This is a genomic window from Streptomyces sp. NPDC087270 (assembly GCF_044744625.1).
In the GTDB taxonomy this organism is placed as follows: Bacteria; Actinomycetota; Actinomycetes; order Streptomycetales; family Streptomycetaceae; genus Actinacidiphila.
Genome location: NZ_JBIUYR010000016.1, coordinates 35057 through 57401, shown reverse-complemented (window position 1 = coordinate 57401; position 22345 = coordinate 35057). Strand labels below are relative to the sequence as shown.

At 73.6% G+C, this 22345-nt stretch carries 18 protein-coding genes and 1 riboswitch; of the genes, 10 read left to right on the top strand and 8 right to left on the bottom strand.

What is annotated here, in order from left to right:
- Positions 1-52 precede the first annotated feature (52 nt).
- Positions 53-565 (bottom strand): SigE family RNA polymerase sigma factor, encoded by a 513-nt coding sequence (locus ACIPAE_RS28185; RefSeq protein WP_329367889.1) that lies wholly within the window; start codon positions 563-565, stop codon positions 53-55.
- 296 nt (positions 566-861) lie between these two features.
- On the opposite strand from ACIPAE_RS28185, the gene ACIPAE_RS28180 reads away from it, so the two are divergent.
- The 3 genes from ACIPAE_RS28180 (at position 862) to ACIPAE_RS28170 (ending at position 4834) form a co-directional block, all read left to right on the top strand.
- Positions 862-1977, top strand: coding sequence for a Rieske 2Fe-2S domain-containing protein (locus ACIPAE_RS28180; protein WP_402448867.1), 1116 nt, complete (start codon positions 862-864; stop codon positions 1975-1977).
- Between the two features lie 94 nt (positions 1978-2071).
- Positions 2072-2983: a MurR/RpiR family transcriptional regulator gene (locus tag ACIPAE_RS28175; RefSeq protein WP_328465557.1), complete on the top strand. Its 912-nt coding sequence runs from the start codon at positions 2072-2074 to the stop codon at positions 2981-2983.
- 408 nt (positions 2984-3391) lie between these two features.
- Positions 3392-4834: a hypothetical protein gene (locus ACIPAE_RS28170; RefSeq protein ID WP_402448863.1), complete on the top strand. Its 1443-nt coding sequence runs from the start codon at positions 3392-3394 to the stop codon at positions 4832-4834.
- Positions 4835-4910: 76 nt separating this feature from the next.
- Here ACIPAE_RS28170 and ACIPAE_RS28165 read toward each other — a convergent pair whose 3' ends face one another.
- From ACIPAE_RS28165 to ACIPAE_RS28150, 4 genes are all read right to left on the bottom strand, one after another.
- Positions 4911-7244, bottom strand: a complete 2334-nt coding sequence (locus tag ACIPAE_RS28165) for a hypothetical protein (RefSeq protein WP_402448860.1) — start codon at positions 7242-7244, stop codon at positions 4911-4913.
- A gap of 299 nt (positions 7245-7543) precedes the next feature.
- A complete protein-coding gene (locus tag ACIPAE_RS28160; protein WP_366412314.1) occupies positions 7544-8341 on the bottom strand; it encodes an SAM-dependent methyltransferase in 798 nt (265 codons plus the stop codon).
- A 299-nt stretch (positions 8342-8640) separates the two neighbouring features.
- Positions 8641-9537 carry a YhjD/YihY/BrkB family envelope integrity protein gene (locus ACIPAE_RS28155; RefSeq protein ID WP_328465549.1) on the bottom strand — a complete coding sequence of 299 codons (897 nt, stop codon included), beginning with the start codon at positions 9535-9537 and terminating at the stop codon, positions 8641-8643.
- A gap of 328 nt (positions 9538-9865) precedes the next feature.
- On the bottom strand, positions 9866-10285 hold the full coding sequence (locus tag ACIPAE_RS28150; protein ID WP_329367901.1) for a hypothetical protein: 420 nt from the start codon (positions 10283-10285) through the stop codon (positions 9866-9868).
- A gap of 239 nt (positions 10286-10524) precedes the next feature.
- On the opposite strand from ACIPAE_RS28150, the gene ACIPAE_RS28145 reads away from it, so the two are divergent.
- The 6 genes from ACIPAE_RS28145 to ACIPAE_RS28120 all read left to right on the top strand — a co-directional run bounded on the left by ACIPAE_RS28145 (position 10525) and on the right by ACIPAE_RS28120 (position 17722).
- Positions 10525-11259, top strand: coding sequence for an ArsR/SmtB family transcription factor (locus ACIPAE_RS28145; RefSeq protein ID WP_402448857.1), 735 nt, complete (start codon positions 10525-10527; stop codon positions 11257-11259).
- Positions 11243-12196, top strand: coding sequence for an MBL fold metallo-hydrolase (locus tag ACIPAE_RS28140; protein WP_402448854.1), 954 nt, complete (start codon positions 11243-11245; stop codon positions 12194-12196). The genes ACIPAE_RS28145 and ACIPAE_RS28140 overlap by 17 nt, the downstream gene beginning before the upstream one ends.
- 131 nt (positions 12197-12327) lie before the next feature.
- The gene (locus tag ACIPAE_RS28135; RefSeq protein ID WP_402448853.1) at positions 12328-12864 is read left to right on the top strand and encodes a hypothetical protein; all 537 of its coding nucleotides are present in this window, start codon (positions 12328-12330) and stop codon (positions 12862-12864) included.
- Between the two features lie 359 nt (positions 12865-13223).
- The gene (locus tag ACIPAE_RS28130) at positions 13224-14693 is read left to right on the top strand and encodes an FAD-linked oxidase C-terminal domain-containing protein (RefSeq protein ID WP_402448850.1); all 1470 of its coding nucleotides are present in this window, start codon (positions 13224-13226) and stop codon (positions 14691-14693) included.
- A 1-nt stretch (position 14694) separates the two neighbouring features.
- Complete coding sequence (locus ACIPAE_RS28125; RefSeq protein ID WP_402448849.1) at positions 14695-15924, top strand: FAD-binding oxidoreductase; 1230 nt, start codon at positions 14695-14697, stop codon at positions 15922-15924.
- Positions 15925-16306: 382 nt separating this feature from the next.
- Positions 16307-17722, top strand: coding sequence for a (Fe-S)-binding protein (locus ACIPAE_RS28120; protein ID WP_402448847.1), 1416 nt, complete (start codon positions 16307-16309; stop codon positions 17720-17722).
- 7 nt (positions 17723-17729) lie between these two features.
- Here ACIPAE_RS28120 and ACIPAE_RS28115 read toward each other — a convergent pair whose 3' ends face one another.
- On the bottom strand, positions 17730-18356 hold the full coding sequence (locus ACIPAE_RS28115) for an N-acetylmuramoyl-L-alanine amidase (RefSeq protein WP_402448845.1): 627 nt from the start codon (positions 18354-18356) through the stop codon (positions 17730-17732).
- A 394-nt stretch (positions 18357-18750) separates the two neighbouring features.
- A riboswitch (cyclic di-AMP (ydaO/yuaA leader) is annotated at positions 18751-18888 on the top strand.
- Positions 18889-18900: 12 nt separating this feature from the next.
- On the opposite strand from ACIPAE_RS28115, the gene ACIPAE_RS28110 reads away from it, so the two are divergent.
- Positions 18901-20019: a M23 family metallopeptidase gene (locus tag ACIPAE_RS28110; protein ID WP_402448843.1), complete on the top strand. Its 1119-nt coding sequence runs from the start codon at positions 18901-18903 to the stop codon at positions 20017-20019.
- Between the two features lie 187 nt (positions 20020-20206).
- Here the strand turns inward: ACIPAE_RS28110 and ACIPAE_RS28105 are convergent, their stop codons facing one another.
- A complete protein-coding gene (locus ACIPAE_RS28105) occupies positions 20207-21199 on the bottom strand; it encodes an MBL fold metallo-hydrolase (protein WP_329367915.1) in 993 nt (330 codons plus the stop codon).
- Positions 21200-21340: 141 nt separating this feature from the next.
- Positions 21341-22264 (bottom strand): helix-turn-helix transcriptional regulator, encoded by a 924-nt coding sequence (locus ACIPAE_RS28100; protein ID WP_329367917.1) that lies wholly within the window; start codon positions 22262-22264, stop codon positions 21341-21343.
- Positions 22265-22345 lie beyond the last annotated feature (81 nt).

Below are 22345 nucleotides of genomic sequence, written 5' to 3'. Positions count from 1 at the left end.
CAGGTGGGTGAGGTGGCTCCGCCGCGCGAAGGGGAGCCGCCGGCGGAGTGGTTCAGCCGGTGGTGAGGTCGGCGTGACTGTCGCCGAGGTGGCGGCGGAGCTGGGCGAGCGCGCGGGTGGAGCGCGTCCGCACCGCGCCGGCGCTCGCCTGCAGAACCGTGGCGGTCTCCTCGACGCTGCGGTCCTCCCAGTAGCGCAGGATGAGCACGGCCCGGTCCTTGGGCCCCAGCGCGGCCAGCGCCGCCAGCAGGACCACCCGGAGCGCGGCGTCGCCCCCGGCGTCCACGGAGACGCGATCGGGCAGCTCCGCGGCCGGACGTTCCCGGTTGCTCCGCCGCCGCTGGTGGCTGAGGAACAAGCGCACCAACGTGGTCTGGGCGTAACCGGCCGGATTGTCGACCTCGCTCATCCGGTTCCACGCGACGTACAGGCGCCCCAACGTCTCCTGGACCAGATCCTCGGCGAGGTGCGTGTCGCCGCCGGTGAGCAGGCACGCGGATCGGAACAGGTGACCTGTCCGGGCCGCGGCGAACTCCTGATAGGCCCGTATCGCTGCAGCGCGCATTCCGATTGGCTCCTCCCGTCGGCCACACTTCAATGACGCGATGGGGGCGCGGGTACGTTACAAAGCGTTTCCCGCAGCACCTGACGGAGGGCGCCGGCAGCCGGGCAGAGGGGCCGAGCGGAGGGGCCGAGCGGGCGGCCGCACCGGCGGAGGGGGAGGGCGGCGCGGGTCCGGCCGTACGGAGGTCGAGGGACCTGCGGCGTTCGTCGAGCGGTCGTCGCGGACGGCAGATTTGACCAACTCAATACCCGACGCTGGGCGGAACGGGACCGGAGCCGCCGGGTACGTTCGATCATATGACGCTGCCGAAGGCGAAGCCCCCGTTGCGCAAATACCGCGATGTGGCCCCTGAGGGCGACGTCCCCACCACGCGGACCACCGGCATCGACCCGGACTTCTGGTACCCCCTGGCCCGGTCCCGGGACCTGAAGCCGGGCAAGACGCTGGCGGTGAAGTTCGCGGGGACGGAACTCGTGCTGGTGCGGCCGCAGAAGGGCGCGCCGTACGCCCTGGAGGACCGCTGCGCCCATCGCCAGGTGCCGTTGAGCATGGGCGTGGTGAAGGACGAGCAGTTGCAGTGCGGTTACCACTGCTGGGCGTACGACCGGACCGGCGCGTGCGTGAGCATCCCGTACCTGGACCGGAAGCGGACGCTGCCCAACGGCGTGCGCGCCTACGCCTGCCGGGAGGAGCACGGCTTCGTGTTCGTCTTCCCCGGCAACCAGGAGCTGGCCGAGGTCACCCCGGTGCCGGAGCTGCCGTACCACGGCGACCGCCGTTACAAGACACGGGTGTTGGACCGGGACATCGCCTGCCACTACTCGTTCATGCACGAGAACCTGATGGACATGAACCACCAGTTCCTGCACCGCAGCCTGATGGGCCGGATTCGGGCGAAGCTGCTGGACGTGCGCGAGGGCGAGGACTGGCTGGAGGCGGACTACTCCTTCTCCCGCACCTCGGGCAAGCAGTCGCTGGGCGAGCGGCTGATCATCGGCAGCGGCAACGACGACAAGTACGCCGACCTGATGACGATACGCACCGGCTACCCGTACCAGACGCTGCGCTACTGGACCGACGGCAAGCGCGAGGAGCCCCCGGCGCTCGACCTGTGGAACGCGTATGTGCCCACCGACCGGGCCCAGCACCACAACCACACCTTCGGCCTGATCATGGTGCAGAAGCCGCCGATCCCCGGCGTGATCCACCTGCTGTGGCCGGTCATCACGCTGTTCACGGAGGGCATCTTCGGCCAGGACCGGGTCATCGTCGAGGCCGAGCAGCGCGCCTACGAGACCCAGGGCGCCGACCTCAACAACGAGGTCTTCCCGATCATCCAGTCGCTGAAGGCCCTGCTCGCCCGCCGTGGCGTGCCGATCCCGCCGGAGGACCTGCGAGCGGATTCTGAATGATCCAATCCGCGCGGGCGATGTGATTTGAATGGCGTAATCGCATGACATCATGGGCTTCCGAACGGCCGGCAGGCGTGAGCGATCGGGGAGCCGTATGGATGCCAAGGGCTTCGGCCACGGGGGCGCACGCGCGGACGTCACGGCGCTGATCCGGGCCGAGTTGCCGCACCTGACGGGCTCGTTGCGGAAGGTGGCGGAGCTGGTGCTCGCCGATCCCGCCTCCGTGATCGGCTGCTCGGCGGCCGAGTTGGGGCGGCGCACCGGCACCTCCCAGCCGACGGTGACGCGGTTCTGCCGTGCGGTGGGCCTGGATTCCTACCAGCACCTGCTGATCGAGCTGGCCCGGGAGGGCGCCCGCGGCGACGAGTCCACCTGGGGCACGTCGGAGATCGGGCCGGACATCTCCCCGGACGACGACCTGCGGCGGGTGGTCACCGTCGTCGGCCAGGCCGATCTCGGCGCGGTGCAGCGCACGTTGGACACCATCGACCTCGCGGCGGTGGAGCGCGCGGCCCAGGCGATCGCGCGGGCCCGGCGGATCGACGTGTACGGCGTCGGCGGCAGCGGCGCGGTGGCGGTGGAGACCGAACTGCGGCTGTTCGGGATCGGATGCGCGGTGCGCGGGTGGAACGAGGTGCACGCCGCCAAGACGTCGGCGGCCCTGCTCACCCCGGCCGACGTCGCGATCGGCATCTCCCACTCCGGGTCCACCCGGGAGACCATCGAGCCGTTCGAACTCGCCCGGGAGCGCGGCGCCACCACGGTGGCGATCACCGCCGACCCCAGGTCGCCGCTGGCGCGGGCGGCGGAGGTCCGGCTGATCTCCACGACCGCGGAGACCTCCTTCCGCGCCGGCAGCATCGGAGCCCGGCACTCGGTGCTGGTGCTGATCGACTGCCTGTACGTGCGGGTGGCGCAGCTGTCGTACGGCCGGGCGAGCGCGTCCATGGCGCTCACCGGGCACATCGCGGGCCAGCACGTGGTGAAGGGGCGGCGCGGGCGCTGAACTTCGCGGCGGGCGCCGAACGCTGCCGTGGGGCGCCGAACTCCGCTGTGGGCGCCGAACGCTGCCGTGGGCGCCGAACGCTGCCGTGGGCGCCGAACCCGGCCGTGGGGTGCCGAACGTTGCCGTGGGTGTCGAACTCCGGGCCGGGCGCTGAACCCCGCGCCGTGTGGAACTCTGCATGGTTCATTCATCAAGTGCGCGCACAATGGTTGATTGAACCATCATGGTCTGCCAGCATGTGTGCGTCCCGATACGGTCGCCGGCGGCCGTCGAACCGATGCGGGCGGGTCCGGGACTGTTCCCGGGCGCCCCGCCGGAGCCCCCACCCGCCGAACTCCGCACGCCGGCGCACCGATCGGACCTGAAGCCCCCCTCCTCGTTCACGCGTTCCAACGATCGGAGTAGGCCATGCCAGAGCAGAACCCCTCCATCTCCGGCACTTCGCAGCCGATGCACCGCCGAACGCTGCTGCAGGCCGCGGGCCTTGGCGCCGGCGTGCTCGCCGCGAGCGGGATGGCCGCCGGCCGGGCGGCGGCCGACCCGTCGGCGGGCAACTCGTCGGCGGGCAACTCGGCTTACGCCACGGCGAGTTCGGACGCTACCGAACAGGCCGCCGCGAGCAGCGCCGATCTTCCGCTCACCGGCGGGCCGGACTTCCCGATCGGGCTGTTCTGGCCGCCGCACCCGTACGAGACCACGCTCGACCGCTACCAGGAGATCAGCGACGCCGGGTTCACCTTCCTGATCACCGGCAACTACCAGTTCGACCCGCAAAGCGGGGGCTACGCCCTGCAGATGGCCGACCAGGTCGGCCTGAAGGTGCTGATAGCCGGCGACCCGCGGGTCCAGGCGATCGCGCAGTACATGGCGGTCACCGACGACCGGAGCGTGCCGTCCTCCCTCACCACCGCCGACGCGACTTCATGGGTCCAGTCCGCACTGGGCAGTTACGCGAGCCACCCCTCGCTCGCGGGGTTCAACGTCTTCGACGAGCCCGCCCAGTCCAGGTTCCCCACGGTCGGGGCGCTCACCGGCATCGTGCGCAAGGTCGCGCCGGGCCTGCTGCCGTACTCCAACCTGGTGCCGGGCAACGGCCCGGGCTACGCGGCCTTCGTGCAGGCGTACATCGACACGGTCCAGCCGCCGCTGATCTCGTTCGACCGCTACCCGATCCTCGCCGACGGCATCGACCTCAACTACTTCGACAACTGGGCGATCTACCGCGAGGCGTCCCTGAAGTCCGGTCTTCCGGCCTGGACCTACATCCAGTCGGTGGGCTTCAACAACCACCGGGTGCCCACCGCCTCGCAGCTGTCCTGGCAGACCAACATCAGCCTGGCGTACGGCTGCAAGGGCATCCAGTACTTCACCTACTGGACCCCCGACCCGGCCCGCGGCGAGGGCTTCACCAAGGCGCTGATCACCCCCGACGGCAAGCAGACCCCGCTGTACGGCGCGGCCCGGAAGCTGAACCGCAACTGGCTCCAGCCGGTCGGCCGCCAACTCAAGCCGCTCGTCTCGGAGTCGGTCCAGCACGCCAACGACACCCCGCTGCCGCCCAGCGCGGTGGCCTTCGCCCCGGGCGACCACCTGACGTCGGCGACCGGGGACGCCGCCGTCATCGGGCTGTTCAGGAACCCGCAGGACGACGGCACCCGCTACCTGCTGGTCACCAACCGCAACCCCGACGCCGCCGCCTCGGTGCGCCTCGGCATCAACCGGACGAACGTCGGGGGCGTGGCGGACTTCGTGCCGGCCACCGGCCGGTACAGCGGCGCGGCCCGCCGGGCCACGCTGCACGTTCAGTTGAAGGCGGGGGCGGCCGCGCTCTACCGCTTGTCGCCGGCCTGAGCCGGCAGAGCCGAGGGCACGACGGCCCGCCCGCACACGGTGTGCGGGCGGGCCGTCGGTTCAGCGGGCCGTCGGCTCAACGGCAGACGACCGCGAAGGAGTTGTTGCCGGAGCTGGCCGCGGGACTGGTGGAGACGGTGATGCCGACGTACGGGCGGTCGGGGTCCTTGGCGACGTCCGAGAGCTTGACGGTGTAGGCGAATCCCGATGCGCCCTTGGGGAATTGCGCGGTCTGCGGAGAGACCAGATCGACCGCTCCCCGCGGTGTGCCCGTGGCGCTGCGCCACCAGGTGGCCCGCACGGTGCCCGCGCTGCCGTCGTAGCGGACGCGGATCGTGGCGTTCGCCGTGTCCGTACGACCACCGGCGTCGCACTGGACACCCGTGATGGCCACGGAGGCGACGTGCGGGGCGTGCGGCTTCGGCGGAGGGGTCGCGTGGGTGGCCGGCGGGTGGCTCGGCGCGGTGGGCGTGGTGGCCGCGGTCGTCGGCGGGGTGGACGGGGCGGCGGGCGCCGAAGTGGGCGTCGAGGGAGGGTTGCTGGCCGTGGGCGAGGCGGTGGTGGCGTCCGCCGAGGGCGAGGTGGTGGTGGGCGGCGGCGTCGTGGCGGAGGAACGCGAGACCGTGGCGGTCGGCGTCGTGTCCGCGGCGGCGGCGTCGTGCTTGCCGCCGATCACCACGGCGGTGGCGGTGATGGCACCCGCGACGATCACCGCGGCCACCGCGATGAGGAGCGCCTTGGTGCGGCGGCCGAGGCGGCGGTCGTCGCCGTCGTCGGTGCCGCGGTCGGGGGCCTCGGTACGGCCGATGCCCAGGCCGCCGATGCCCGCGCCGGTGGCGGTGCCTGCGGTGCCTGCGGTGCCGGCGGCGTCGGGGTGCGCCGGGCCCCCGGTCGGGATCGGCGCGGGGGCGGGGAGCGGTAGGGGCACGGCTCCCTGCGCCGGCTCCGCCGCCTCCACGGCTTCCACCTGGGACGTCAACGCGCCCACCAGCGAGGCGAGTTCCTGCCTGCCCCGCTCCTCCCACGCCTCGCCGTAGGCCGCCACGGCGACCGCTTCGAGTTCGACCGCGAAGTCGATGGCGCTCTGCGGGCGTTCGGCCGGGTCGGTGACCAACCCCCTTGCGAGCAGGGGCCGTACGGGCGCGGCCGGGACGTCGGCTTGGGGGTCGGCGCCGGACGCGTGCAGGGGCTCGCCGGTGAGGCATGCGCGGCAGGCGGCCGTTGCCGTGTGGAGGTCGGCCGCGACGTCGACGGGCGCGACGTCAACGGGCGCGCCGGGCGTACCGGGCGCCGCGCTGGGCGTGCCGCCGAGGTCGACGAGGGACGGGGTGCCCGCGGCGGTGACGAGCAGGTGCGCGGGGTCGCAGGCGGCGCCGCCCGCGATTCCCGCCTCGTGGGCGGCGGACAGCCCGAGCAGCGTGCCCTTGAGGACGGCCAGCGCCGCCTCGGGGGTGGTCGCGCCGTTCTCCCTCAGGAGGGCGGCCAGGACGGCGCCCTCGACCGGCTCGCGGACGATCGCGGCGTGCGGGCCGTCCTCGACGTACGCGTACAGCCGCGCGACGTAAGGCGATTCGAGCGTGCCGAGCCGCTCGGCCTCGGCGCGCAGAGTGGCGCGGAAGGACTGGTCCTCGGCGAGAGCCGGTGCCAGGTAGGTGATCGCGACCGGGACGCCGTCGGCCTCGCGGGTGGCCCGCACCACCTCGCTGGAAGGGCCGGCGCCGGGCACCGACTCGTGGGCGTAGCCCGGCACTTGCCAGGGGGCTGCCGTGGGGGCGTCCACGACGGGGGCGTCCACGGGGACGGGCGGCTGCGCGGGTGGCTGCGCGGTGGTGGCCGCCTCGGGGGCGGCGACGGGAGCATCGGGCGCCGCGTCGGACTTCGGGGCGGGTGTGGACCGCGGCGAGGCGGTGGCCTTCGCGCCCTTGGTCGCGCCCGCCGCTGCCGTCTTCTTCGCCGGGGCCGACTTCTTTGCCCGCGCCGCGGGTTGGGCCGGTGGCGTCGCCCGGGCGGGCGCCGACTTGCGTCCCCGCGCGGCGGGTTGGGCCGGTGCCGCCTTCGTACCCGATGCATCCGCGTCGGTGGGAGCCGTCCGCGACTCCGCCTCGGCCGGTGCGGTGTCGCCGTCCGCCACTTCGCCTGCGGGGTCGGCCGGTTCGGGAGATGCGGTGCCGTCGGAAGGCGCGCTCGGCGCCGCCGGTGCGCCCTTCGCGGCAGCCGGTTCGGCCGGGGGCTTCCCGGGGGCCTTCCTCGCCGCCGGCTTCGGGGCGGCCTTCCGGGCGGGACGGCGTGCCCCGGCGGGCTTCTGCGGTCCGGGGCCTGCCCCGGCCGGCTGCTGCGGTCCGGCCGGTTCGCCGGCCCCGCCGGGTATGCCCGTACCCGCGTCCGCGCCCGTGTCCTCGTGGTCGTCCACCTGAAACCGCCCCTCGCGCTGCCCCTTGTGGAGGAGTTGCCGCTCGCAACCCCTCGACGCCCTGATCCGTCATCGGATTCCGCCGGCAGCCGGGCCGATCTGCCGGGGCTCACGGCACCCGTGCGGGCGCATCTCCCGCGAGAGAGGCCGGCGTCGGGAAACCGGGCAGGACCCGGGAAGCGCCCGGGGACCGGTGAGGAGGGGCCGTGAGGCTCAAGAGGGTACTGCCCCCGGCGACATGCCGGTGACCGGGTAGGCCGCGTGACCCGTGCGGAGGGAGGAAGGAGAGGAGCGTGGGGTCAGCTGTTCTTGTGGGCCACGCCGCCGTAGATGCCGATCTCGCCGGCGCTGCGCGGCGGCTTGGAGTCCGGCCGCCAGAACGGGACTTGCACCAGGCCCGGCTCGACCAGCTCGAAGCCCTCGAAGAGGTGCTCGACCTCGGCGCGGGTGCGGAGGTTCATGCTCGCGGTGGCGGTTCGGTAGGCGTCCTGCGCGTCGCTACGGTCGTTGAAGTCGCTGGTGGCGTGGGACAGCACCAGATAGCTGCCGGCCGGGAGCGCGTCGCGCAGGGTGGCGACGACCTGCGCGGGCTGCTCGGCGTCGGTGAGGAAGTGCAGTATCGCGACGAGGAGCAGGGCGACCGGCTGGTCGAAGTCGATGACCCGGTGGACGTCGGGGTGGTCCAGGATCGCCCGCGGGTCGCGCAGGTCCGCGAGCACGATGCTGGTCGTGCCGGCGCCGCTCATCAGCGTGCTGGCATGGGTGTTCACGATCGGGTCGTTGTCCACGTACGCGATGCGCACGTCGGGGGCGACCTCCTGGGCGACCTCGTGGACGTTCGGCGAGGTGGGCAGCCCGGTGCCGATGTCGAGGATCTGCCGGACGCCGGCGCCGACCACGTGCCGGACGGCGCGCTGGAGGAACAGGCGGTTGGACTGGACGCCGATCCGCGCCTCGGGCGCCACGTCGATGAGCTGGTCGCCGGCCTCGCGGTCCACCTCGTAGTTGTCCTTGCCGCCCAGCAGGTAGTCGTAGATCCGCGCGGGATGCGGCCTGCTGGTGTCGATCTCCTCGGCACGGAAGCCGTTCTGCGTCACGCTGCGCTCCTCTCTCCGTGACGGGCCCGTCCGCCTCGCCCCCGAACGCCCGACGGGTGACAGCGTCTCACGTCAACAGGCCCGCCTACGAACGGAGTTCCGCATCCTGGCCTGCGTGATCACGCCGTACGGGGCCGGTGGCGGCGCAGCGTCGGCGGTCCGGCGCGGAGCGTAGGGGAGGGTAGGGGACGACACGGGACCGGGACCGTACGGGACGGGTCCGGCACCGTGGGCAACGGCCGCAGGCCATGGGCACCTTGGGCGCGAGCGCGGCCGACCGGGCGGCGCCGCGGGCGCGTTCAGTCGATGGCGCCGCCCGCGCCGTCGGAGCGCCAGGGCAGCGCGGGGATGGTCGCCTCGGGCACTTCGAACCAGCCCTCGGGCTGCGGCGGACGCGGTATCTCGCCGCCCCGGCGCAGGGTGCGGCCGTCGCGGACGTGGCGGCCGACGAGCGCGCCGCCGAAGACCACGAAGCCGACGCCGACCAGCCAGGTCACCACGGTCAGCACGCTGCCCACCGGGCCGTAGGTGACCGCGTTGGAGACGACGAGCGGGGCGAAGAACAGGTGCGAGAAGATCCGCAGGCCGGCGAGGCCGAGCATGGTGAGCACCGCGCCGGGCAGCGCGGTGCGCACCCGGACGGAGCCGTAGAGCAGGAAGTTCTGGCCCCAGGCGAAGAAGAGCACGCCGAGCACGAAGGTGAGGACGGCGCGCGCGACGCTCGGCATCAGGCCGCTGCCCAGGACCGCCGCGCTCTGCGACTCGCAGAACAGGTAGGCGGTGAGCACCGCGAGCCACACCGCGCGGCGCCAGTCGCGGTGCCACGGTCCGGACGGCAGGTCCCAGATCTTGCGGTAGCCGGTCTCGACGCTCGCCACGAACGACAGCCCGAAGTACGCCGCCGAGGCCAGGCTCCACGCGCCGGTCGCGCTCAGGATGTGGTTGGGCGCCGCGAACATGCTGCGCATGCTCTGCGCGCCATGCGCGTTGAGGCCCATGCCGTCGATGACCCACTGCGCGAAGCCGGGCCGGTTCTCCCAGGGAGTGGCGGCGGCGACCACGACGAGCAGCGGCATCAGCGTGACGAAGCCGAGCGCGGCGAAGCCCATCGAACGGTGCATCAGCTCGATGTGCGCCGCCTGCTTCGACAAGCGTCCGAGCGCGGACCGCTTCCAGGCGTCCGTCAGTCCTGCCATGGCGTCACCTTCCCGCAGCGTTAAGGCTTGTGGATACCTGGCGAAGTGCCTCACGCGCAACTCGGCTCCCGCGACGCACGGTTCACGGCGACCCGTTCCCGCGCGGGCCTCGTGGCGTGGCGGGCGAAGCGCGTACGTCGGTGCGTTACGGGTGGCGGTGGCGGTGGCGGTGGCGGTGGTACGGCAACGGGCGCGGGAGCTCGCGCGGGACGGCGCGGGCGGGGATGCGGTCAGGGGTGCGGGCGTGGCCGGTTGCCGCTTGCCGGTGGTCGTTGGTCGGTTGCCGTTCGGCGGTCGGGGTCGGCGGTTGCTGGGTTGGCGCGGGCGGTCAGCTCTTGCAGACGGTCAGTTTGAGTGCCGCGTCGATCGCCGCGCCCTGCGCGTCGGTCAGCGGGTGGCCGGGGCTGCCGAACCGCTCGGCGGCCAGGTGGTCGGCGGTCTGCGGGTCGCCGTTGATCTCGGTGCACTGGGTGCGGCCCTGGTCGATCACCTGGTTGGGGTCGGCCGCCAGCGACGGGTCGATCGCCTTCAGAGCGGCCAGGTACGTCTGCCGGTTCACACCGCTCGGCGCCGGGGGGCGGGGCACGGCCGCGCCGGTGCTCGGGCCGGCCGAACCCGTCGTGGTCGGCGCCGCGGTGGTGGCCTTGTCGGACGCGTTCTTGTCGTCGCTGCTGGACGAGCACGCGGTCGCGCAGAACGTGGCGAGTGCGGCGGCGGCCACGGCCGCGGCGGCGATTCGGGTACGCATGCCGTCACCTTGCCGCACCTGGGGGCGCGTGCCCGTCGCTGTGACCGTGCTGTGACAGCTTCTCCGCACCTCCTCCCACCGGTGTGGGTCGGCTTGGGGCTGCTGGGCCGGATCGGTCCGGCTTGGTCCGGCGCGGTCCGGGGCGGTCCGGGGCGGTCGGGCGGGTCCGGCTTGGGCCGATCGGAGGAGATGCCAAAGAAAGCGTTGACAGTGGCGAATGTCAAAGTACCCTTTGGGGTATGAAGCTCAATGATCCCAAGGCGATGCGGGCGCTGGCGCATCCGCTGCGGCTGGATCTGCTGGAAGTGCTGTCGATGGTGGAGTCGGCGACGGCGGCCTGGTGCGGGCGGGCGCTGGGCGTGCCGCAGGCCAACTGCTCGTTCCACCTGCGTCAGCTCGGCAAGTACGGCTTCGTGGAGGAGGCGGAGCCGGGGGAGGACCGGCGGGAGCGGAGGTGGCGGCTGGTCGAGGGGAGCAGGGAGATGCGGGTCGATGTGGCCGGAGCGGACACGGCCGCGGCGGAGGCGATCGGACGACGGTTGGAACGGACGGTGGTGGAGCGGGAGATGGCGGCGATCCTCGGGTACGCGGAGCGCCGGAGCGAGGAGAGCCCGCAGTGGCGGGGGAAGGCCGGCGTGGTGAGTGCGCTCGCGGTCGTCTCCGCGGACGACATGCCGGAGATAGAGCGGAAGTGGCAGGAGCTGCTGCGGCCCTACCTCGCGCGGGCGGAGGCGCGCGGGGAGCCGGGGGTCGAGGTCGGCGACGCGGCGGCGGGCGGGGCGTCGTCGGAGCGACGGCTCGTGCGGTACTTCATGGCCGCGACTCCGGTCGGGGCCTTGGACGGGATGACGGGTGATCCGGTCGAGGGCCTGCCCGAGGGGGCGTCCGAGGGCCGGGGCGGGGATTCGGCCGCCGCTTCCGCGGCGGCGCGGGCGTACATGACGGGAGGGGACAGCGATGGCCACGACAGGTGACACCGACATCGACTTCGAGACCGCCGCACCGGTGGCCGGCTCGTTCGACGTGGACTGGATACATGGGGTGCGCACCCGATGGCAGCGGGAACCGCGTATCCAGGTGCACCGGTACGACGAGCACACGCTGGTGCTGCGGCAGAGCAAGGCGGTGAACTACGAGGCACCCTTCGTCTTCCTCCTCTTCGGCAACGAGCGGGCGCTGCTGCTGGACTCCGGCGCCACCGCGGACCCGGAGCTGTTCCCGCTGCGCGCGACCGTGGACGGGCTGATCGACGAGTGGCTGGCCGCGCACCCGCGCGAGGGGTACGAACTGGTGGTGGCGCACACCCATGCGCACGGCGACCATGTGGCCGGGGACTCCCAGTTCGCCGGCCGCCCGGCGACCAGGGTGGTGCCGAAGGAGACGGACGCGGTACGGGACTTCTTCGGCTTCGCAGAGAGCTGGCCCACCGGGCAGGTCGGCTTCGACCTGGGCGGCCGCGTGCTCGACGTGCTGGGCACGCCCGGCCACCACGAGTCGTCCGTCACCTTCCACGACCGCTGGACCGGCATCCTGTTCACCGGTGACACGGTTCTCCCGGGCCGGCTCTATGTCGCCGACTTCCCGGCCTTCCTCGCGACGGTGCGGCGGATGGTGGAGTTCGCCCAGGCGCGTCGGATCAGCCATGTGGTGGGCTGCCACGTCGAGATGAAGCGCCGACCCGGCCGCGACTACCCGCTCGGCGCCACCTTCCAGCCGGATGAGCGGGCCCTCGCGATGACCGTCGGGCAACTCGTCGCGGTGCGCGACGCGGCCGTCTCCGTCGCCGACCGGCCCGGCGTGCACCGGTTCGACGACTTCGTGATCTACCACGAGCCCGGCAAGCGCGAGACCCGCAGGCTGCTCGCCCGCGCTCGGCTCCGCAAGGCGCTGGCCGCACCGCTGCGCGGCTGATCGACGGTTGGACCAGCGGGAGCTGCCGTGCCCGTTATCAGGTCTTGACGGACCGGATGCCTTCCCGGGGCTCCCGGAAACCGGAACGGCGGCGTTACGGTGTGCCCCTCGCGTCCCGATCTGGGGGAAACATGCGCATCCGCACCACCTTCCGCACCACCGGTACCAGCGCTGCCGTGGCGGTGATCGCCGCCTGCGTGCTGCTCACGGGGTGCTCGTCGGGTGGTAGCGGGGGAAGCGCGGCGGCGACGTCGCAGCAGCCGGTCGCGGTCGGGCTGACGTCGGCGGAGCAGGTCGCGTCGACGCTGGAGCAGAGCGTGTCCACTATGACGACGACGGTCGTGTACACGGCGGCGACCGACCCGGACCACCTGCTCGGCAAGACGCACGGCTACCTGTCCAAGGTGGCGTTCTCCGACTCTCGGGTCCAGCCCGCCGACGTCGAGGGCACCAAGTCCGACGCGATCGTGCGCGGCGGCAGCGTCGAGACGTTCGCGACCTCCGCGCAGGCGCACGCCCGCGCCAAGGCGATCGAGACCGGCGCACAGGGCTCCGCGAGCGCCGGCGAGTACCACTACTACGTCGGCACCTCGCTGGTCCGCGTCTCCCAAGTGCTCACCCCCGCCCAGGCGCAGGACTACGAGCTGGCGGCCCAGAGCCTTAGCTGACCCCTGCCGCAGCCGCTTTCACGGAGGCGCCGCGGGGACGCCGCCAGGGGCAGGGCGCGGCCGGGGGGAGCGCTGCCGTGGTCACGGACGCGGGCCCCCTCGGGTGCGGCCGGCCCTCGCATCGTACGAACGGCCCGTTCCGCCGCGGTCGCCCCCGCGCAGCGCGGCCGGTCGCGCCCGCCGGACAGGCGCCGCCGCTCGGGTGTGAGCGGTGGGTCCGCGGGCGCGGTGGTCTTGACATGCCGACGACGGCACGCGCATCGTTTCCACCATTCGATAGGAACCTACCGACTGGTGGAATCCGTGTCGTCAACTCGCTGGACCGTCCACGCCGCCCTCCCGCACCCGGCGGGCGCATCGTGAGCGCCGCGCGGGCGAGCGGGCTCGCCGGCCGGCTCCGGGCCGCCGTCGGCGCCGCGAAGGTGCTGACCGACCCCGCCCAACTGCGCACCTACGAATGCGACGGGCTGGCCACCGTACGGGTCCGTCCCTCGGTCGTGGTGCTCGCCGAGCGGCGCGAGGACGTCGTCGCGGCGGTACGGCTGTGCGCCGAGGCGGGCGTGCCGTTCGTCGCACGCGGCTCGGGCACCGGGCTGTCCGGGGGCGCGGTGCCGGTGGCAGACGGCGTCCTCATCGTGCTCTCCCGGCTGCGGGCCGTACGCTCCGTCGACCCCGACAGCGCCCGGGTGGTGGTCGAACCCGGCGTGATCAACCTGTGGGTGACCCGCGAGGCCGCGCCGTACGGCCAGGCGTACGCGCCCGATCCGTCCTCCCAGCAGGTCTGCTCGATCGGCGGCAACGTCGCGGAGAACGCCGGCGGCGCGCACTGCCTGAAGTACGGCTTCACCGTCAACCACGTCATGGGCGCCGAAGTGGTGCTGCCCGACGGGGAGGTGGTGCACCTCGGCGGCACCGCCCCCGAGCACCCCGGCTTCGATCTGCTGGGCGCCTTCGTCGGCAGCGAGGGCACCCTCGGTATCGCGACCGAGGTCACCGTCCGCACCATCCAGGCGCCGGAGTCGGTCCAGACCATGCTGGTCGGCTTCCACAGCGTCGCGGACGCGGCCGGCACCGTCAGCGACATCATCGCCGGGGGCATCCTGCCGGCGGCCGTGGAGATGATGGACGCCCTCGCGATCGAGGCCGCCGAGGCGGCGGTGCGCTGCGGATATCCGCGCGGCGCGGTCGCCGTCCTCGTCATCGAACTCGACGGCCCCCGGGTGGAGGTGGACGAGCAGTTCCGCCAGGTCGAACGGATCGCCACCGCCCGGCACGCCTTCGAGACCCGCATCGCCCGGGACGCGGAGGAACGCGCGCTGATGTGGAAGGGCCGCAAGTCCGCGTTCGCCGCGGTCGGCCGGATCAGTCCCGCGTACTACGTGCAGGACGGCGTGATCCCACGCACCAAGCTCCCCGAGGTCCTCGACGAGGTGGGGAGGTTGGCGGACGCGGCGGGCATCCGCGTGGCGAACGTCTTCCACGCCGGCGACGGAAACCTGCACCCGCTGATCCTCTTCGACGACAAGGTCGAGGGCGCCGCACACGCCGCCGAGCAGCTGGGGTTCGCCATCCTCGACCTGTGCGTGGCCTCCGGCGGGTCGATCACCGGCGAGCACGGTGTCGGGGTGGAGAAGAAGTCCAAGATGACCGCGCAGTTCAGCGCGGACGACCTCGACACCATGCACCGGCTGCGCTGCGCCTTCGACCCGGCCGGGCTGGCCAACCCCGGCAAGCAGTTCCCCACCCCGCGGCTGTGCGGGGAACGGCCGGGGGTACGGACGGCGTCCGAGGACGAGGGCCGTGACGCGGCACTGGGCGAGGTGTTCTGAGGTGAGCGGGGCCAATTCCGCTGCGGGTGAGCGGAGTTCGGGTGAGCCGGGGTCGTGGGACCCGGGTTCCGCCGCGCCTGCCCCGACCCAGCCCGGCGCGGCCCGGCCTGCCTCGGCCCAGCCCGGCTCGGTCGGTGAGCTGGCCGACCTGCTGCGGTCCACCACTGGCACCCTCGTCCCCGTCGGCGCCGGCACCAAGGTTGGCTGGGCCGCGCCCGCCACCTCCTGCGACCTGCTGCTGCGCACCACCGCGCTGGACCGGATCACCGAGTACGCCCCCGGGGACCTGGTGGTCGTCGCGGAGGCGGGCGTACCACTGGCCGCCTTGCAACGCCAACTCGCCGCGCACGGGCAGACGCTGGCCCTCGACCCGCCGGAGGAGGGCGCGACGCTGGGCGGCGTCGTGGCCGCCAACGCCTCCGGGCCGCGCCGGCTGCGCTACGGCACCGTGCGCGACCTGCTGATCGGCGTCACCGTGGTGCTCGCCGACGGAACCGTCGCCCGCTCCGGCGGAAAAGTGGTCAAGAACGTCGCCGGCTACGACCTCGGCAAGCTCCACACCGGTGCCCACGGCGGCCTCGGCGTCATCGCCTCCACCACCTGGCGGCTGCACCCGCTGCCGCCGGCCGCCGCGACGGTCACCGCCCGGGTGGACGGCAGCGCGCGGGCCGGCCGGCTCGCCGCCCTCGTCGCCCGCTCCACCCTCACCCCGACCGCCCTCGAACTGCGCTGGCGGCGCGGCACGTCGGCCACCACCGGCGAACTCGTGGCCCTCTTCGAGAGCATCCCGGCCTCGGTCCACGACCAGGCGACCCGGTGCGCGGAACTGCTGGCCGGCGAAGCCGGCGGCCTGGCCGTGGAGGTCGGCGACGCCCCGCCCGCGTGGTTCGGCACACGGCCGGCCGGACCGCTGGTGCTGCGGCTGGCGTTCGCGCCCGCCGCCCTCCCGCACGTGCTCGACGCGCTGCCACCGGGCGCGTCCGGCACGGCTTCGGCCGCGGTGGGCGTGGCGTACGGGGCTGTGCCCGCCGCAACCGACCTCGCCGCCTTGCGCGCCGCCCTCGCCCCCTACGACGGCTCGGCCGTGGTGCTCGCCGCCGACCCCGCCCTCCGCCCGGCGCTCGACCACTGGGGCCCGCCCGGCGACGCCTTCACCCTGATGACCCGCGTCAAGGACCGCTTCGACCCCGCCCGGCGCCTGTCCCCGGGGCGCCTTCTGGGAGGACTCTGATGACCCCCGCCTCGCGCTCCACCCTCCCGCATCACCCCCAACCGCCCGCGATGCGGCCGACTTCTCCCTGCCCACCACCCGGCGCACGAGACGTCACGGACCGGGTGACGGCGGGGCCCGCCGCAGCAGAGCCGGTGCCGGCAGAGCCGGTGAACTCGCCGTGGAACGCGGCGGGGCCGTTGCCGGGAGGACCGCGATGACCGCCACCCCGCCGCCCGGGAACCCGGACCCCGCGCGGCCCGGTCCGCCGCAGCCGGACGCGCCCCAACCTGAAGCGCCGCGGCCCGCCTCCCCGCCACCCGCCTCCCCGCCACCCGTCCCCCCGGCACCGCTCGGAGCCACCGTCGCGGCCAGCGCTGACGCGGCGACGGTCGGCCTCGGCATGCCCGGATTCGGGCTGCCCGGGGGTGCGTTCGACGGGTGCGACCCGCCGGACGCCGCACTCGCCGGCGACTGCGTGCACTGCGGCTTCTGCCTGCCGACCTGCCCCACCTACGTGCTGTGGGGCGAGGAGATGGACAGCCCGCGCGGCCGGATCGACCTCATCAAGGGCGGCCTGGAGGGCAACCTGCTCGACGCGACCGCCGTGCGCCACCTCGACCAGTGCCTGGGCTGCATGGCGTGCATGACCGCGTGCCCGTCGGGGGTGCAGTACGACAAGCTGATCGAGGCCACCCGGGGCCAACTGGAGCGCCGTACGACCCGCCCGCGCCGGGAGCGGCTGATCCGCGCACTGGTCTACGGCCTCTTCCCCTACCCCCGCCGGCTGCGCGCCCTGCGCGGCCCCCTGCGCGCCTACCAGTCCTCGGGGCTGCGCGGCCTGCTCGCCCGGGTCGGGCTGCTGCGCCGACTCCCATCGGTGCTGCGGGCGATGGAGGCGCTGGCACCGAGACTGGGACCGGCGCCCGCGCTGTCCGAGCGGACTCCGGCGACCGGCACCCGCCGACGTACGGTCGGCCTGCTCACCGGCTGCGTCCAGGGCACCTTCTTCCCCGACGTGAACGCCGCCACCGTCAGGGTGCTGACCGCTGAGGGCTGCGAGGTGGTGGCGCCGCGCCGGCAGGGCTGCTGCGGGGCGCTGTCCGCACACGCCGGGCGGCTCCCGGAGGCGGTGCGGTTCGCCCGGCACGTCATCGAGACCTTCGAGGCAGCGGACGTGGACGCCGTGGTGGTCAACGCGGCCGGCTGCGGCTCCCAGCTCAAGGAGTACGGCCACCTGCTGCGCGACGAGGGCGGCGACTGGCCGGCGCGGGCCGAGGCGCTGGCGGCCAGGGTCCGCGACATCACCGAACTCCTCGACGAGATCGGCCCGCTCGCCCCGCGCCACCCGCTGCCGCTCACCGTCGCCTACCAGGACGCCTGCCACCTCGCGCACGCCCAGTCCGTCCGCGACCAGCCGCGCCGGCTGCTGCGCGGGGTGCCCGGCGTGCAGCTGCGCGAGCTGCCCGAGCCGGAGATCTGCTGCGGCAGCGCGGGGACGTACAACCTCCTGCACCCCGAACCGGCCCGGGAACTGGGCGAACGCAAGGCACGCGCGGTGCTGTCCACCGGCGCCCGGCTGATGGTCACCGCCAACCCGGGCTGCTGGATGCAGGTGGCCGGCACCCTCGCGGGGATGGGCGAGCGGATGCCGGTCGCCCACACCGTGCAGGTGCTGGACGCGGCGATCCGCGGCATCCCCGCCGAACGCCTCCTCGCCGACGCCCTCGACGGACCCGGCACTCCGCTGCCCGCGCCGCGCCGGCCCCGGCCGAGGGCCGAGGCAGAGGCCGAGGCCGAGGCGGAAGCAGAGGGCTGAGTGGCGGTCAGCCGCCGTTGACCAGGCGGATGTAGCGCACCCAGTCCCAGTTCGGGCCCGGGTCGGTGTGGTCGGTGCCCGGCACCTCGACATGGCCGATGATGTGCTGACGGTCCTTCGGGATGCCGTACTTGTCGCAGATCTCGGCGGTGAGGGCGGCGGAGGAGTGGTACATCGCGTCGGTGAACCAGGACGCGTCGTCGACCCAGCCCTCGTGCTCGATGCCGATGCTGCGGGTGTTGTAGTCCCAGTTGCCGGCGTGCCAGGCCACGTCATGCTCGCGGACGCACTGGTCGATGGCGCCGTCGGCCGAGCGCACCACGTAGTGCGCCGTGGCGGCGTGGGCGGGGTCCTGGAAGAGGGTGATGGTGTCGGCGAAGGTCTCCTGGGTGACGTGGATGACGACCATGTCGATCGCGTAGGTGGAAGGGCGGTTGGACGCCGTGTAGTTGGCGGTGCTGGCCGGAGCCCAGGTGGCGCCGGGGTAGTCGACGGCGGCGGCCGCCGCGGCACGGCCGCTGCCGGTCCACAGCTCGCCGGCGAACGCGGCGCCCGCGGCGGCGCCCAGCGCGAGGCCGCCGCGCAGCAAGGACCGTCGGGTGTGGGGGAGTCGGGGGCTGCTGGGGCGTTCCATGGCGGGCTCCCTGAGAGGTCGCGGTGTGGTCGGGTCCATGACAAGAACATCGGGCTCGCCCATCGTGGGGCCCGGGTCCTTGGCCTGCCAAGCGGTTCGCGCAATGGCAGAGGTCCACGCCATTGGCGGACCTGCCGCACGGCCCCGCGCAGCCGCCTGCGCGCCGAGTTCGCCCACTCACGCAAAGTAATCACACTGGTCCCCGTTCGGATAACGACTGATGCACGCTCACATCACCGCCCGGCCACATCGCCTGACCGATTTGCCTACTCTGCCTATACCCTGCGCATTTTGTTCCCATGCCCAACTCTCCGATTCGGCTTGGAAAACGCCTCCGGCTCTATTAACGTTCGATAACGCAGCGCGGTCGTCACCGCCGCCGCCAGGACGGCGGACCGTGCGCTTGCCGAATCCCGTCCGCGGGAACCGGGGACCCGTGAAAATGGGGTGAATCGGGCAGCAGTCAGGCCCGTAGGAGACCTTCTTCCTCCGAACCCGTCAGCTAACCCGGTAGGCGAGAGGGAAGGAAAGGAGAGCGCCCGTCGTGGCGTCCGACCAGCTTGCCTACGCCCCCGCCCGGCCTGACGGCGACATCGCCGGCCAGGAGCGGGAAGACTTCCGACTTCCGCGTCAGCGGGCCAACGCCCTTGCCGCCACCGGCACTTCCGGCGTCCCGGCTCCCGCGTTCGCCGCGTTCGCCGGTGCCGGAGCGGCGGGCCTGGCCCCCGCGCCGGCCGTCGAGCCCGCCGGGCGCCCCGCGCCGTACCCCCTGCCGGACGCCGGCCCCGGTGGCGCCGCCCTCGCCGGCCTGCCGACGTACGACCCGACGGCGCTGACCGTGCCCGCGGCCCCGGCGCCTTCGTCGGCCCCGGCGCCGGCGTCCGCGCCGGCCCCCGCTCCGGCCGAGCCGATCGCCCCCGCTCCCGCGCAGGCCGAGGCAACGACCCTGCTGCCGCAGCCCGTTGCCGAACCCGAGATCGCCGACACCACCGAGACCGGCCGGACCGGCGAGGCCGGGACCGCCCCCGCCGACCCCGGTGAGGCGCTGTGCGCCCGCATCCTCGGCCAGGTCGCCGCCCAGCGCGAGGCCACCGCCCGCGCCGAGCGCGAGGCGGTCGAGAAGGCCGCGGCCGAGCAGGCCGCCCGCGAGGCCGCCGAGCGCAAGGTGCGCGAGCAGGTCGCCGCGGCAAAGGCCGCGGCCGAGGAGAAGGCCCGCGAGGAAGCCGCCGCGGCGGCCCGCGCCGAGGCCGAGCGCCTCGCCCGGCTGGCCGCCTCCTACATCAAGCCGGTCGCCTGCGCCGCGCTCGGCGCGGGTTTCGGCGAGACCGACCCCTGGGCCAACCTGCACAACGGGCAGGACTTCACCGCGCCGACCGGCACCCCCGTGCACGCCGTGCACGGCGGCACCGTCACCTCCGCGGGCTGGGCCGGCAGCGACGGCTACCGGGTCGTCCTCACCCTCGACGACGGCACCGAGTTGAGGTACTGCCACCTGTCGACCATGGTCGTCACCGACGGCCGGGTCACCACCGGCGACACGATCGGCCGGGTCGGCGCGACCGGCAACGTGCCCGCGCCGCACCTCCACTTGGAGGTCCGCCCCGACGGCGGCGCCCCCGTGGACCCGCTGCCCTGGCTGCGCGCGCACGACGTCACCGTCTAGCGAGCCGCCCGCGTCGAGCGGGCGAGCGGAGCCCGGCGGCCCCGCGTTCCTTCCGTATGACCGGCCCCACCGCCCCGGCGGCCCTGGCGACCACCCCCCCGGCGCCGGGGCCGTCGGTTTTGGCGGCGCGGCCCGGGCCCGGCCCGGAGCGTTCCCCGCGCCCCTGACCGGGGCGCGGGGAAGTCCGTCACAGGGCAGGCGACTTGGCGGTCCGAGGAGCCGGTGCCGCGTGCCGGGCGGCGAGGTCGACCAGGGAGATCATGTCGACCGGGGACGTGTCGGCGTCCAGGACGCGGTACTCGAGCGCGGTGAGGATGGCGAGCCGCTCGGTGAGCCCCCAGCGGGGGTTGGTCTCGGCGGCGATCAGCTCGGCGGCGGCCTGGGCGAGGGGATGGCCGGCCGCGTGGGAGGCGTGGATACGGTCGCGGACCCGGAGCAGGTACTCCGCGTTGGCGGCCACGTCCGCGGGCGTCATGACGGGACCGTGCCCGGGCACGATGATGCGCGGTTCGCACGCCAGCACCCGCTGGACCGCCCGGTGGATCTCGTCGAGCGGCCCGGCCCAGTGCACCGGGTGGTCCTCGCAGAAGATGACGTCGCCGGAGCAGACCACGCCCTCGCCGGGCAGGTTGACGATCAGGTCGCCGGCCGTGTGCGCGGGGCCGACCTCGATCAACTCGACCGCCACACCGCCTACTTCGAGGTCGAGCCGGCCGTTGAAGGTGCGGGTCGGCGGCACGGCCTCGCTCACCCCGAAGTCGCCGTAGCGGCTGAAGTGCCGGTGGAGGTACGCGCCGAGCGGCGTGTCCGGGTCGCTCTCCGCCACCAGGCGCGCGAGTTGGGCCGGACTCGGCTCCTTGCACAGGTGCTCGCTGTTGGCGTCGGTGCTGACCACCTCCGCACCGGCCGCCGTGAACACCCCGTTGCCGTACGAATGGTCGCCGTTGCCATGGGTGTTGACGACCGTGGTGATGGCGACGCCCGGCGGGAGTACCTCGGCGGTGAGGTTCAGGAGGTGCCGAGTCAGGTCCGTGGTGTAGGGGGTGTCGACCAGGAGCGCGCTGTCCTGGTCGGTGATCAGGATGCAGTTGGCCAGGCCCCAGGTGTCGTGGCCGTCGGGCAGCCATGCGTGGACCGCGGGCGTCAACGCCCTCAGGCTGCGCGGTGGTTCGATGCTCATGTCGTCCCAGTCTGCTGATGTCGTGGCGGAAGGCAATCGCGGGGATGGTCGTCGCCGGGTAGGGAGCCGCGCCCGGGCGCAGGCTCAACCTACGGAACCAGGCTCAACCTACGGAACCAGGCTCAACCTACGGAACCAGGCTCAACCTACGTAAGCGGGACCAGGATCGGAACCAGGACCTGCGGAGCGGCCTGGACCGGAGTCAGGACCCGTGTCGAGGTCCACCGGACCCGTCGTCGCGGGAGCGTGCATCGGCTCCTGCGGCCCCGGCCGCTCGCCCCGGTCGAAGAGTACGAACATCAGCCGTCCGCCTGGCACGCCGAACGGTCCGGCCGCGCACATCGTCGCCCAGCCCGGGCCGAGTTCGGGGTGCAGCAGCGGCCGCGCCCCCTCCGCACGCGGCTGGAGGTACTCCGTGGTCGGGGCGTCGTAGCACGGTCCCACCACCGGGTCGCGCCGGATGTCGGCGATCAGCCGTTGGAGCGTCTTGTCGTTGGGGCGGGCGGTGGCCGCCGCTCGTAACTGCGGCACGAGCAGCGGCAGCCAGCTGTTCGCCCAGTCGGCGAGGGTGACCCGGGCCGCCGGGGCGAGCAGCATCCACCGCATCACGTTGCCCGGCACGCCGTGCGGCGTGAACAGCCGGGCGAACGCGGAGTTGTACGCGACCAGGTCCCATGCCGCGTCGCTGACGTACGCGATGTCCCGGCTGCCGGCCAGCACCCGCCGCCACGGCCGGGGGACGGAACGGCCGACCTGCGGATCGAGCGGGAAGGCGGGCGGGGTGCCGGTGGCGTACAACACCAGCGACTCCCACTCCTGTTCGGTCAGGCACAGTATCCGGGCGATCGGTTCGAGGATCTCGGTGTCGATGACCGCGAGCCGGCCGCGCTCGACATAGCCGTACTTGTGCTCGGGCCAGCCGAGCAGCCGCGTCATGTGCTCGTGGGTCAGGCCCTCGACCTTGCGGCCGCGCGGTTCGGCGCGGGGCGCCAGCCCGAGCGCGGCCGGGTCCTGACGGGCGCGGGCACGGGCGAGCAGGTTCCGCATGGCCTGACGGTCGTTCAACGACACTTCCCTCTCGAAGAGTTCGGTCCGACCGCCGCGGCGCTCGGGCCGTCCCGGTCGGCCCGCGCTCCGGCCGGGCGG

What these genes read in the sequence shown, in the direction of transcription:
- ACIPAE_RS28185 (WP_329367889.1), bottom strand. Translation starts at nt 565, where the DNA reads ATGCGCGCTGCAGCGATACGGGCCTATCAGGAGTTCGCCGCGGCCCGG.
- ACIPAE_RS28170 (WP_402448863.1), top strand. Translation starts at nt 3,392, where the DNA reads ATGCCAGAGCAGAACCCCTCCATCTCCGGCACTTCGCAGCCGATGCAC.
- ACIPAE_RS28155 (WP_328465549.1), bottom strand. Translation starts at nt 9,537, where the DNA reads ATGGCAGGACTGACGGACGCCTGGAAGCGGTCCGCGCTCGGACGCTTG.
- ACIPAE_RS28175 (WP_328465557.1), top strand. Translation starts at nt 2,072, where the DNA reads ATGGATGCCAAGGGCTTCGGCCACGGGGGCGCACGCGCGGACGTCACG.
- ACIPAE_RS28115 (WP_402448845.1), bottom strand. Translation starts at nt 18,356, where the DNA reads ATGGAACGCCCCAGCAGCCCCCGACTCCCCCACACCCGACGGTCCTTG.
- ACIPAE_RS28145 (WP_402448857.1), top strand. Translation starts at nt 10,525, where the DNA reads ATGAAGCTCAATGATCCCAAGGCGATGCGGGCGCTGGCGCATCCGCTG.
- ACIPAE_RS28105 (WP_329367915.1), bottom strand. Translation starts at nt 21,199, where the DNA reads ATGAGCATCGAACCACCGCGCAGCCTGAGGGCGTTGACGCCCGCGGTC.
- ACIPAE_RS28150 (WP_329367901.1), bottom strand. Translation starts at nt 10,285, where the DNA reads ATGCGTACCCGAATCGCCGCCGCGGCCGTGGCCGCCGCCGCACTCGCC.
- ACIPAE_RS28135 (WP_402448853.1), top strand. Translation starts at nt 12,328, where the DNA reads ATGCGCATCCGCACCACCTTCCGCACCACCGGTACCAGCGCTGCCGTG.
- ACIPAE_RS28120 (WP_402448847.1), top strand. Translation starts at nt 16,307, where the DNA reads ATGCCCGGATTCGGGCTGCCCGGGGGTGCGTTCGACGGGTGCGACCCG.
- ACIPAE_RS28140 (WP_402448854.1), top strand. Translation starts at nt 11,243, where the DNA reads ATGGCCACGACAGGTGACACCGACATCGACTTCGAGACCGCCGCACCG.
- ACIPAE_RS28180 (WP_402448867.1), top strand. Translation starts at nt 862, where the DNA reads ATGACGCTGCCGAAGGCGAAGCCCCCGTTGCGCAAATACCGCGATGTG.